Annotated in this window: 11 protein-coding genes and 1 tRNA gene; 5 read left to right on the top strand and 7 right to left on the bottom strand. The window is 63.3% G+C overall.

Annotated features, from left to right (window positions below; all coding sequences use genetic code 11):
* Positions 1 to 60 precede the first annotated feature (60 nt).
* A complete protein-coding gene (locus tag C7451_RS06005) occupies positions 61 to 504 on the top strand; it encodes an RrF2 family transcriptional regulator (RefSeq protein WP_110298072.1) in 444 nt (147 codons plus the stop codon).
* 18 nt (positions 505 to 522) lie between these two features.
* Here C7451_RS06005 and C7451_RS06000 read toward each other — a convergent pair whose 3' ends face one another.
* Positions 523 to 1,524: a sensor histidine kinase gene (locus C7451_RS06000; RefSeq protein WP_110298071.1), complete on the bottom strand. Its 1,002-nt coding sequence runs from the start codon at positions 1,522 to 1,524 to the stop codon at positions 523 to 525.
* Positions 1,525 to 1,789: 265 nt separating this feature from the next.
* Between C7451_RS06000 and C7451_RS05995 the strand changes: the two genes are divergently transcribed.
* The 3 genes from C7451_RS05995 to C7451_RS05985 all read left to right on the top strand — a co-directional run bounded on the left by C7451_RS05995 (position 1,790) and on the right by C7451_RS05985 (position 5,378).
* Positions 1,790 to 1,957 (top strand): YezD family protein, encoded by a 168-nt coding sequence (locus C7451_RS05995; RefSeq protein WP_110298070.1) that lies wholly within the window; start codon positions 1,790 to 1,792, stop codon positions 1,955 to 1,957.
* Positions 1,958 to 2,098: 141 nt separating this feature from the next.
* Positions 2,099 to 4,570: a TonB-dependent receptor gene (locus tag C7451_RS05990; RefSeq protein ID WP_110298069.1), complete on the top strand. Its 2,472-nt coding sequence runs from the start codon at positions 2,099 to 2,101 to the stop codon at positions 4,568 to 4,570.
* Between the two features lie 37 nt (positions 4,571 to 4,607).
* Positions 4,608 to 5,378, top strand: coding sequence for a sulfite exporter TauE/SafE family protein (locus C7451_RS05985; RefSeq protein WP_110298068.1), 771 nt, complete (start codon positions 4,608 to 4,610; stop codon positions 5,376 to 5,378).
* Positions 5,379 to 5,401: 23 nt separating this feature from the next.
* Here C7451_RS05985 and C7451_RS05980 read toward each other — a convergent pair whose 3' ends face one another.
* The 5 genes from C7451_RS05980 to yajC all read right to left on the bottom strand — a co-directional run bounded on the left by C7451_RS05980 (position 5,402) and on the right by yajC (position 9,759).
* Positions 5,402 to 6,214, bottom strand: coding sequence for a formate/nitrite transporter family protein (locus tag C7451_RS05980; protein ID WP_110298067.1), 813 nt, complete (start codon positions 6,212 to 6,214; stop codon positions 5,402 to 5,404).
* A gap of 74 nt (positions 6,215 to 6,288) precedes the next feature.
* Positions 6,289 to 6,681: an Mth938-like domain-containing protein gene (locus C7451_RS05975; RefSeq protein ID WP_110298066.1), complete on the bottom strand. Its 393-nt coding sequence runs from the start codon at positions 6,679 to 6,681 to the stop codon at positions 6,289 to 6,291.
* Positions 6,682 to 6,692: 11 nt separating this feature from the next.
* Complete coding sequence (gene secF, locus C7451_RS05970; protein ID WP_110298065.1) at positions 6,693 to 7,679, bottom strand: protein translocase subunit SecF; 987 nt, start codon at positions 7,677 to 7,679, stop codon at positions 6,693 to 6,695.
* A gap of 15 nt (positions 7,680 to 7,694) precedes the next feature.
* Positions 7,695 to 9,299 (bottom strand): protein translocase subunit SecD, encoded by a 1,605-nt coding sequence (secD, locus tag C7451_RS05965; RefSeq protein ID WP_110298064.1) that lies wholly within the window; start codon positions 9,297 to 9,299, stop codon positions 7,695 to 7,697.
* 133 nt (positions 9,300 to 9,432) lie between these two features.
* Entirely contained in the window at positions 9,433 to 9,759 is a 327-nt protein-coding gene (yajC, locus tag C7451_RS05960; protein WP_110298063.1) for a preprotein translocase subunit YajC, read from the bottom strand.
* A gap of 208 nt (positions 9,760 to 9,967) precedes the next feature.
* Here yajC and C7451_RS05955 point away from each other — a divergent pair.
* Positions 9,968 to 10,044: transfer RNA gene (locus C7451_RS05955), tRNA-Pro, on the top strand.
* 107 nt (positions 10,045 to 10,151) lie between these two features.
* Here the strand turns inward: C7451_RS05955 and C7451_RS05950 are convergent.
* On the bottom strand, positions 10,152 to 10,889 hold the full coding sequence (locus C7451_RS05950) for a 3'(2'),5'-bisphosphate nucleotidase CysQ (protein ID WP_208625155.1): 738 nt from the start codon (positions 10,887 to 10,889) through the stop codon (positions 10,152 to 10,154).
* Positions 10,890 to 10,895: the final 6 nt, after the last annotated feature.

Raw genomic sequence — 10,895 nt, 5'->3', positions numbered from 1 at the left:
AGGCTCACTCTACCATTCGGGTTGAAAAAGTGGGGCTGTGGCGCTACTGAGCATCTGACCATGCTCAGTCAGAAAGTCCGTTACACCATCCGTGCCCTGCAGCACCTTGCCGACCATTATGGCGAGGGACTGGTGCATCTGGACGACATCGCCACGGCGCAGAACATTCCGCCCAAGTTCCTGACGGTGATCCTGTCCGAAATGGCGCGCGCCGGGCTGGTCCATTCTCAGCGGGGCAAGGACGGCGGCTATCAGCTTGGCCTTTCCCCCATCGACATCCGCTATGGCGATATCGTCCGGATCACCAGTGGTTCGCTGGCTCTGGTGCCCTGTGCCAGCCGCTATGCCTATGAAAAGTGCAAGAACTGCCTGGCCGAGGACGAGTGCCGGTTGCGCGCGCTGATGCTCAAGGTTCGTGACGAGACAGCGGTGATCCTCGATCAGATCACGCTCGCCGATCCGATCGCCCCGGTCGGCGCCCTGGATGCGGCCATGACCGACTGATCGTCCGGTCGCACGGCCTCAGGCCGCGAACACGACCTGCCAGGCAGCACCCTGCCGCAACCCCTTCAAGGCCTGCACTTCCCCGCCCAGCTGCGCTGCCAGCGACTGGATGATCCGCGTTCCCAGTCCCTTGCTCGCAGCCATGTCGATGTCAGCGGGAATGCCGCGGCCATTGTCGCTGACGGTCAGTGCCAGACGTGCCGGATCGAGCCGCTCAAGCTTGAGCGTGATCGTGCCGCCGCCATCGACAAACGCGTGCTTCAGGCTGTTGGTGACCAGTTCGGTGACCAGCAGCGACAGCGTGGTCAGGCGCGCAATGTCCAGCTTCACCGCCGGCATGTCGACCAGGCACACGATGTTGCGTGCGCCGGTGGCCTGCAGCAGATCCGAACAGATTTCCTGGAAATAGTCCGCGACCGGCAGATCGACCGAGGCAGGGTCGTACAGCCGCCGATGGATGCGCGACATGGTCTCGATGCGGCTCTGCGCTTCATCAATTGCGCTGGCTGCCGATGCAGGATCCGCAGTGATCTTGCGCTTCTGCAATTGCAGCAGCGCCGACACGAAGGTCATGTTGTTGGCAACACGGTGCTGCAGTTCCTGAAACATCGTGCGCTGCTGATCATAAAGCTCTTCCGTCACCCTCTTTTTCGCCTCCAGCCGATCGGCCGCGCGGTGCATGAAATGGATGAGCGCAATGTCCACCGTGACGATGAACACGTAGAAGCCGATGGCAATCGCGCTCGCGCCATCCATGGTGAAGCTGTTGAACGGCGGGATGAAGAAATAGAGCGAAGCAAGACCGCAGAGCACGGCGCACAGGATGCCCGGCCACAGCCCGGCGATGAAGGTCGTGACGATGACCGCGGGAAAGAAGGTCAGATAGGGAAAGCCTGGTGGAAGCGTTCCCTGGAGATGAAAGCGGCCGAACAGGGCGAGCGCGAAGCTGGCCAGGGCCAGGCCATAGCCCAATCGCCAGTCGCGGCGAACGAGGATGCCTGCCCTGAAGAACCGATCCATTGTCACTCTCATCCGGCAGGCTGTGGCTGCAAACGTCGGCAAAGCCTGCTTGTAAAAGCCATTAAAACTGCGGGCAAGGGCCGGGATGTGCGGAATAGAGCCAATTCTGGGCTATCGCCTCACTTGGGCGCAGTCGCAGGGCGGCTCGTCCAGCGGGGCAGGGGGGCAAGAAAAACTATCTTGCCAAGTTAAATGGTAGAGAATAGCTTTCCTCCTGCGGGCCATGCTGCATGCAGCCGGTCCGCACCAGTTTCCTTTAGGGAGAATGCCTGTGCCTCCTGCCAAGCCCGACAATGGCGCGCTGCGCGCGCCACTGCCGCTCTCGACAATCTCCGATGCGATTTCCCGCCTGCGCTATGGTGCCATCACACTGACCGTCCATGACGGCAAGCTGGTGCAGATGGACGTGACCGAGCGCCAGCGGTTCAGCTGATCGGACATGCCGACCTTATCCCTCTGACTGCCGGGACCGGGCCGACCGGACCGGCATTTTTCGAGCAATCCAGATGCTGCAACCAGAACAGCGTGCCGACCGGACAGCCGGAAGCACTTCCCAACCAGGGGGTCTTTCCCAATGTCCAGTTCCGTACCTGTGCGCGCGTCGATCGCTGCGCTTGCCCTTGCGCCTGCTGTTCCGTTCCCGGCGCAGGCAGTTGAAATCAATCAGGACGCCGCACAGGCCGATACTGCCGACGAGCAGGGCGACAACGTGATCATCGTGACCGCCCGCCGCCGCGACGAGGATGTGCAGGACGTGCCGATTGCGCTGTCCGTGATCGACGCAGCGCAAGTGGATTCGCAAGGACTGTTCAACATCAACCGGCTGACTCAGGTCCAGCCGACCCTGCAATTCTATTCGACCAATCCGCGCAACACCTTCATCAACATCCGCGGCATCGGCGCGCCGTTCGGCCTCACCAACGATGGCTTCGAACAGGGTGTCGGCATCTATATCGACCAGGTCTATTACAACCGCATAGCCTCGGCGACGCTCGATTTCGTCGATGTCGAGCAGGTCGAGGTGCTGCGCGGGCCGCAGGGCACGCTCTATGGCAAGAATACGACCGCAGGGGCCATCAACATCAGGACGCGCGCGCCCAGCTTCACCTTCGAGGGCCGGACGGAAATCAGCGTCGGCAATTACGATTTCAAGCAGGCCAAGGCGACGATGTCGGGTCCGATCTCGAACACCATCGCCGCGCGGCTCAGCCTGTCCTCGACCGACCGGCGCGGTACCATCCTCAACGTGACAACAGGCCAGAACGTCAACAGCCTCGACAATCTGGGCATTCGCGGGGCTGTCCTCTGGCAGCCCAGCGATACGTTCAAGGTCACGCTGTCGGGCGACTACAACGTTCAGGACCCGATCTGCTGCGTACAGATCTATGCACGCGTCGGCACGACGCAGCGCGCTGCAAACCGGCAATATGCCGCGCTGATTGCGCGCTTTCCAGGCTATCGCGTGCCCAGCACCGATCCGTTCGACCGCCTGACCGATCTCGACGCCAATATTCGCGCGCGCAACGAGCATGGCGGCGTGTCGGCGCTGGCGGAATGGGAGCTGGACAAGGTTTCGCTGACCTCGGTCAGTGCCTATCGCTACTGGGACTGGACGCCGGCCAATGACCGCGACTTTACCGGTCTGCCGATCTTCCTCAAGGTCAACAACCCCACCCAGCAGAAGCAGTACACCCAGGAGTTCCGCCTGAATTACGAGGCCGAGCGGCTGAACTTCGTCGTCGGAGCCTTTGCCTTCTATCAGGAGATCCGTACCCAGGGCGTGCAGGAACAGGGGCCGGCGGCGAGCGCCTGGCTGCTCAATCCGACCAGCGCGCTATCGAACAATCCGGCGGTGCTGAACGGCGTGATCGCGAACAACGATATCCGGCTCGACAATGTGAGTTTCGCAGCCTTCGGCAAGCTCAACTGGAAAGTCACCGACCGCTTCACGGTCTCACCCGGCATCCGCATCAACTACGACAAGAAGGAAGGCCAGTACGATTCGGTCGTCACTGGCAATGCTTCCAACGGCACCCGGCAGATCGTCAGCAATGTGCCGACGAGCCCCTTCTTCAACGACCCCTGGATCGCCGCGCAACGCGGTGTACAGGCCTCGCAATTCTTCGAGGTCGATTTCAGCGACTGGAATCTCTCGTACGACCTCAACCTGGGGTATGCGATCAGCGATACCGTCAACGCCTATGCCACCTATGCGCGCTCATTCAAGACGGGCGGGGTCAATCTGAACGGCGTGCCCAGCCGTGCGGACGGTACGGCGGCGCTGGAAGTCGCGGTGATCAGGCCGGAAAAGGTCGACCATTTCGAGATCGGTCTGAAGACGCAGTTCTTGGATCGCAAGGCGACTCTCAACCTCGCCGCCTTCTGGACCGACATCCAGGATTTCCAGGCCAGCGTCATCAGCAATGTCAGCGGCAGCAATGTGCTGCGCGGTTATCTCGCCAATGCCGACCAGGTGCGCAGCCGCGGCGTCGAGGCGGACTTCAGCATACAGCCGTCGGACCGCTTCACGGCCTATGTCAGCGGTGCGTTCACCGATGCCAGGTTCGTGCGCTTCGTCGATGCGCCGTGCCCTCCCGAGCTTGCGGGTGGCACCACGGTCACCGGCAATCAGGTGCCGGGGCCTGCCGCGACCCCAGGCGCGCTCAGCCCGGCCAATTGCGATGTATCGGGCCAGTGGCTGCCGGGCGTGTCGAAATGGGCGTTTTCCTGGGGCGCGGAATATAATGTCCCCGCCACCGTGTTCGGGATCGAGGGCAATGCCTATGCGGGATACGATGCGAACTATCGCTCGAAATTCTCGTCCAACGCGTCGCGATCGATCTATACCGATATCGATGGCTATTCGCTGCACAATTTCCGCGCCGGTTTCCGCAACGACCGTTATGATTTCTTCGTCTGGATCCGCAATGCCTTTGACGAGAACTATTTCGAATCGCTTGCCGTCACGCCCGGTAACACTGGCCTCATTTCCGCTCAGATGCCCGATCCCCGCACCGCCGGCCTCACGGTCTCGGCGCGGTTCTGACGGTGTCTGATCGCTCCTCCTGCAGAAGGGACCGCACGTGCCGGACCTTGGAATACTGAACTTTTCCGATCTGTGGCCCTATCTGCTGGTCGGTGTTGCCGCGCAGATGGTGGACGGTGCGCTGGGCATGGCCTTTGGCGTCATTTCCAGCACCTTGCTCGTCTCGGTGCTGGGGGTGCCGCCCGCCCAGGCCTCGGCAGGGGTCCATCTGGCAGAGGTGTTCACGACGGGCGCATCCGGCCTCAGCCATGCCTGGCACCGCAACATCGATTGGGGACTGTTCGCCAAGCTGGTGCTGCCGGGTGTCGCAGGCGGGGTGCTGGGAGCCTATGTGCTGGCCAATATCGACGCAGGCGTGGCCCGGCCACTGGTCATGGCCTATCTGACCGGTATCGGGCTGGTGCTGCTCTATCGCGCCTGGCGCTTTCCGACACCCAGGTTCGAGGACCCGCGCATCGTGGCGCCGCTCGGTGCGGCCGGCGGTTTCCTCGATGCGGCTGGCGGCGGCGGATGGGGGCCGGTCGTGACCTCGAACCTGCTCATCCAGGGGGGAGAGCCGCGCAAGACCATCGGTACGGTGAGCGCGTCCGAATTCTTCCTCACCGTCTCGATCTCGGTCACCTTCATCCTGACCATGGGGTTCGAGGCCTTCACCACCGCGACCGTCGGCCTGCTGCTGGGCGGGGTCATTGCTGCGCCTTTCGGCGCCATACTGGCCAAGAATGTTCGCCCCCGCCTGCTGCTGTTCATGGTCGGCACGGTGCTCACCGTCACCAGCATCTACAGCATCTACAAGGCACTGGGCTGAGACGGTGGGCGAGGGGAGGCCTGTCAGATCTCCTCTCGCACCTGTGCATAGGCCATCGCTGCAAAGATGACGGTGCCACCGATGATATTGCCGACCAGGGCAGGCAGGATGCCTCCTCCGATGGCGGCGAGGGGCGAGATCTCACCCTTCAGCATGACGATGAACAGTTCGGTCGAACCGGCGACGACATGCGAGAAGCCGCCGAGCCCGATCATGTAGGTGACGATCGTGATCATCAGCACCTCGCCCGCACTTTCGATGCGCGGGAGCATCCAGACGAGCGAAGCGATCATGAATCCTGCAGGCATTCCCCAGAGCAGATGATCGAGCGGCGCGATCTCGGCATAATGGCGCGAGACCGCAAGCACGCCTTCCATCTGCAGGGGCGGGACGATGCCTGCATGCACCATCAGGATGGCTGCAAGCAGGCATCCGGTCATGTTGGCGGCGAAGACGATCACCCACAACCGCGCCGTCTGGGTCAGGCGCGATGCCGAGGGATAGGCGAGAAGCGGCAGGATGGGCGTGACCGTATTTTCGGTGAACAGCTGCATCCGGCCCATGATCACGACCAGAAAACCCACCGAATAACCCAGGTTGGTGACCGCCGGCGCCCATGCGGTATCGGGGAGCATGGCTGTCAGAAGACCCTTGCACAGGATCGACAGGCTGATCGCCAGGCCGGCACCGACGCCCGACCACCAGAGCGCGGAAAAGGAGCGGTTGAGTTCGTGACGGCCGGAACGGCTGATCGCGCGGTACATTAGGGCCGTCGTGACGTCTGCCAGTTCGTCGAGCGCAGGCTCTGCTGCCTTGCGTCTGCTGTTTCGTGCCATTTTGCCCCCGGTTGAACGCGTCTGCCGTCCATAACGCGCAGTGCACGGGATCGTTGCAGGGGCGTAGATCCGGGCTAAAGCCCCATGATGGCGGCAGCTATCCAGCGTTCCTCGGAGCGCAGGATGCCCCAGGCCCGCGCAGCGGCGCGGCTGTCCATCACCTCGACGCCGATCCCGCGCTCTTCCATCGCCCGGATGAAGGCGCGCGGCGGGTGAACCATGGAGCTGCCGGTGCCCAGCAGCATGAATTCCGCCGCAGGGGTGAGCGAAAGCACCTGCGCCATTGCCGAGACATCGAGCGCGTCGATGGCAGGCGCATTCCAGGGCATGGCCGACACAGGGGTCAGCACCAGGCTGCCATCCACCCTGCGCGGGCCCAGATTGTCGCCATCAAGCTTGAAGCCGCCGGCGGTAAATCCGGTGATGACCGGGCCGGAGGCGCGGGGGTCCTGGGTGAATTCGGCCATCGGCTATCGGCTCAGGGCTGTCCGCCCATGCCTTCCTTCAGCTTGGCTGCGGCCTTGTCGGCATCGGTCTGTTCCGGCACGAAGCTGTGCGGACCCACGCCCAGCCAGACCAGGATGGGGTTGGCCATGTAGATCGACGAATAGCAGCCGACGAACAGGCCAAGCGTCATGGCAGCGGTAAAGCCGAAGATCACGCCCGGACCGATCAGCAGCAGCGCCAGCAACGCGATCAGCATGGTCAGCGACGTCATCACCGTGCGCGCCAGAGTCTCGTTGGTCGAAAGATCGAGCAGCGCGATCATGTCCATCTTGCGATATTTGCGCAGGTTCTCGCGCACGCGGTCGAACACCACGATCGTGTCGTTCAGCGAATAGCCGATGATGGTCAGCAGCGCCGCGATGATGTTCAGGTTGAACTCGAGCTGGGTCAGCGCGAAGAAGCCGAAAGTCAGCGCCACGTCATGGAACAGCGCGAACAGCGCGGCGACGCCGAACTGCCATTCGAAGCGGAACCAGATATAGATGGCGATCGCGATCATCGCAAAGACCAGCGAATAGACCCCGGTGGTCAGCAGTTCGTCGGAAACCTTGCCCGACACGGAATCGACGCCATCGATGCGCGCACCTTGGGCGGCATATTCCTTCGTGATCATCGTCGTGACCTGCCGGGTCACTGCGGCGATTTCATCCGGATTGTCGCCGGCAAGGCGCATCCGCACGGAGACCTGATTGGGCTGACCGAAACGCTGGATGGTCGATTCACCCAGGTTCAGCGCCTCGATATCGTCGCGCAGTTCGCCGACCGGGGCTTCGGCCACCTTGTCGAAGGTCACCTGGATCATCTGACCGCCGACGAAGTCGACACCCAGGTTGAGGCCGCGCACGCTGACCAGCACGATGGAGGCGACGATCGACAGGAGGCTGATCGCCATAGCCAGCTTGCGCCAGCGCAGGAAGCGGAAATTGGTGTTGTCGGGGACAAGCTTGAGGAGCTTCATGGGGTCAAGCCTTCCTTAAATGTGCAGTTCGCGCGGGCGGGCGCGCTTGAGCCACAGCGCCACGAACATGCGCGTGACATAGACGGCAGTCCATACCGAGGTGACGATGCCGATCATCAGCACGACGGCAAAGCCGCGCACCGGACCGGAGCCGAACAGGAACAGCAGCACTGCGGCGATGACGTTGGTGATGTTGGCATCGAAGATCGCACGCGATGCTTCGGTATAGCCCACCTCGATCGCCTGGATGATGCGCCTGCCGTTCTTGCGTTCCTCGCGGATGCGCTCGTTGATCAGCACGTTGGCGTCGACGGCCGCACCGATGGTGAGCACGAAACCGGCGATGCCCGGCAGCGTCAGCGTGGCATTCATCAATGCCATGATGCCGAGGATCAGCAGGATGTTCAGAACCAGCGCAATATCGGCATAGACGCCGAACCGGCCATAGGTGAGGATCATGAACACCAGCACCGCCAGCGTGCCGATGCCGCCTGCAATGAGGCCGAGCTGGATCGATTCCGCACCCAGATCAGGCCCGACCGAGCGTTCCTCGACCACCTTCAGTTCCACCGGCAGCGCGCCCGAGCGCAGCGCAATGGCGAGCTGGTTCGCGCTTTCCGTGGTGAAGCTGCCGGAAATCTGGGCAGATCCGCCGAGGATCGGTTCGTTGATATTGGGGGCGGAGAGTACTTCGCCATCGAGAATGATGGCGAAGGGCTTGTTGACATTTTCCTGGGTCAGACGCGCGAACCGCGCGCCGCCATCGCGGTCGAAGGTGATCGACACGACCGGCTCGTTGGTCTGCGGGTCGAAGCTCGCCTGGGCGTTGGTCAGCTTGTCGCCGCGAATTCCGCCCAGCCGGCGCACGGCAATCGGCGTGCCGCCAGCGGGGTTGGTGGGATAGGGCACGATTTCGCTGCCCACCGGCGCGCGGCCCGCGGCAATATCCTCGGGGCTGGCATTCTGGTCGACCAGCTTGAATTCCAGCTCGGCGGTCTGGCCCAGCAGTTCCTTGAGCGCCTCGGGATCGTCGAGGCCGGGCACCTGCACCACGATGCGGTTGTCGCCCTGGCGGATGATCGTGGGTTCGCGCGTGCCCATTTCGTCGATGCGCTTGCGCACCACTTCGGTCGCGGTTTCCATCGCCTGATCGAGCGCCTGGGTAAGGCCCGCTTCGGTCGGCGTCAGCACGATGCGGCTGGTATCGCGCACCTCGATATCCCAGTCGCGCTGCCCGGTGAGGCCCGCGCCGCTGGTCAGCGGCAGGATCAGCTCGCGCGCGGCATCGACCTGCGACACGTCGCGCACCAGGAAGGAAAGCTTGCCGCCCTCGCGCGAGATGTCGCCGATGCCGATGCGCGGCTTGGCATTGCGCATCGCCGCGCGCACGGTCTCTTCCATGTTCTGCAGGCGCTGCGCCGCGACATCCCTGGGGTCGCCCTCCAGCAGGATGTGGCTGCCACCCTGCAGGTCGAGACCCAGGTTGATCATTTCCTGCGGCAGGAAGGAGGGATAATATTTGGCCGCGCCTGCAGGCAGCAGGCTGGGGATCGCCAGCAGCACGCCAAAGGCGAGTACAAGGCTGATGGAGATCGTTTTCCAGCGCGGAAAATCTAGCATTCTTATTGCTTCCTTGGCAGTGCTGGCTCAGGCGCGGCGGCTTGCAGTATCGCCCGAGTGCTGGCCGGATGTGCGGGCCATATATTCATGCGCGCAACAGGCGGCAAGGCGGCAGGTCGTTTCCTGTCGCCGCTCAGTCGTTGGCGGGCGCGCCACCGGGCTGGACGACATCGCTCAGCGTCGCCTTGACGGCGCGCACCTTGGCGCCGCCCAGATCGATCTCGACATAGGCCTCGTCCACCTTGGTCACCTTGCCGACCAGTCCGCCGCCGGTGATCACCTGGTCACCACGCTTGACGGCATCGATCTTGGCCTTGTGCGCCTTCATCTGGCGCTGCTGCGGGCGGATGATGAGGAAATAGAAGATCGCCAGCAGCGGCACGAACATCAGAAGCTGGGTCCAGGCCGGAGCAGCGCCGGGGGCGGCGGCGGCCAGTGCAAGCAAGAGTGTCGAGTCCATGGGCTGTAATATCCGAATGTCTGAAAGGAAAAGGGGAGCGCCAGGCCTGTAGACAGCCGGTCGCAGTGATGCGCGCGCCTATCATCATCGGCAGCTTAAGGCAATTGTCGATCACCTTGGCGTTCTTGTGCATCACGGGGTTGCCAAGCGCGTCGCATCGCCATATACGCGCGCTTCGCTTTTGCCGCAGACGCGGCAGGGCCACGGTCGGGACGTAGCGCAGCCTGGTAGCGCATCACACTGGGGGTGTGGGGGTCGGAGGTTCGAATCCTCTCGTCCCGACCAATATGTTCAAAGAACCCTGTTGGCGCGCGGCGTCAGGTTCCTGCCCTCGAACACTTTCATGCTCGCTTGCGCCGTATGTGCGCCTCGCTCCCGATGCAGCCGGATCGTCAGCCCGGCTTTAGCGCTGCTATCCTGTCGAGCACCACCGCGGCATGATCCTTTCGGCAGATCAGCAGATCGGGCATATAGGTATCGGCCTGGTTGTAGATGAGCGACGAGCCGTCGATGCGCGAAGCGTGGAGCCCATGCGCCAGCGCCACCGCGACGGGGGCGCAGCTGTCCCATTCATACTGGCCGCCCGCGTGCAGATAGATATCCGCCTGGCCCAGGATCACCGCCATCGCCTTGGCGCCGGCGCTGCCCATCGGCACCAGCTCTGCGCCCAGGCTGGCCGCCACCGCCTGCGCGACGGGGGCGGGGCGCGTGCGGCTGACCACCATGCGCAAAACATCGGGGGCAGGCGGAACAACGACCGGCTGGTCCGAACGCAGCACCTTGCCGAGCCCCGGCAGCGCCACCGCGCCGAGAGCGGCGGCGCCATTGACAGCGAGCGCGACGTGTACCGCCCAGTCGGAGCGGGCCTCGCCATATTCGCGGGTGCCATCAACCGGATCGACGATCCAGCAGCGCGAGGCTGCGAGCCGATCGAGATTGTCCTTTTCCTCCTCGGACAGAAGGGCATCGCCGGGCCGCTGTTCGCGCAGCGCATGGCAAAGGAACTGGTTGGCGACGGCATCGCCCGCCTTGCCCAGCGCCTTGAGGCTGAGGACCCCGCTGCTGCGCACCTCGGTCAACAGCCTGCCGGTCACCTCGGCAAGGTGCGCGGCAAGCTCGGCGTCGGTCATGGCCAT

This window comes from Blastomonas natatoria, assembly GCF_003201955.1.
Classification (GTDB): Bacteria; Pseudomonadota; Alphaproteobacteria; order Sphingomonadales; family Sphingomonadaceae; genus Blastomonas; species Blastomonas natatoria.
This window is presented reverse-complemented; position numbering and strand designations above follow the sequence as displayed.

What these genes read in the sequence shown, in the direction of transcription:
- C7451_RS05995 (WP_110298070.1), top strand. Translation starts at nt 1,790, where the DNA reads ATGCCTGTGCCTCCTGCCAAGCCCGACAATGGCGCGCTGCGCGCGCCA.
- secD (WP_110298064.1), bottom strand. Translation starts at nt 9,299, where the DNA reads ATGCTAGATTTTCCGCGCTGGAAAACGATCTCCATCAGCCTTGTACTC.
- C7451_RS06000 (WP_110298071.1), bottom strand. Translation starts at nt 1,524, where the DNA reads ATGGATCGGTTCTTCAGGGCAGGCATCCTCGTTCGCCGCGACTGGCGA.
- C7451_RS05990 (WP_110298069.1), top strand. Translation starts at nt 2,099, where the DNA reads ATGTCCAGTTCCGTACCTGTGCGCGCGTCGATCGCTGCGCTTGCCCTT.
- C7451_RS05950 (WP_208625155.1), bottom strand. Translation starts at nt 10,889, where the DNA reads ATGACCGACGCCGAGCTTGCCGCGCACCTTGCCGAGGTGACCGGCAGG.
- C7451_RS05975 (WP_110298066.1), bottom strand. Translation starts at nt 6,681, where the DNA reads ATGGCCGAATTCACCCAGGACCCCCGCGCCTCCGGCCCGGTCATCACC.
- yajC (WP_110298063.1), bottom strand. Translation starts at nt 9,759, where the DNA reads ATGGACTCGACACTCTTGCTTGCACTGGCCGCCGCCGCCCCCGGCGCT.
- C7451_RS05980 (WP_110298067.1), bottom strand. Translation starts at nt 6,214, where the DNA reads ATGGCACGAAACAGCAGACGCAAGGCAGCAGAGCCTGCGCTCGACGAA.
- secF (WP_110298065.1), bottom strand. Translation starts at nt 7,679, where the DNA reads ATGAAGCTCCTCAAGCTTGTCCCCGACAACACCAATTTCCGCTTCCTG.
- C7451_RS06005 (WP_110298072.1), top strand. Translation starts at nt 61, where the DNA reads ATGCTCAGTCAGAAAGTCCGTTACACCATCCGTGCCCTGCAGCACCTT.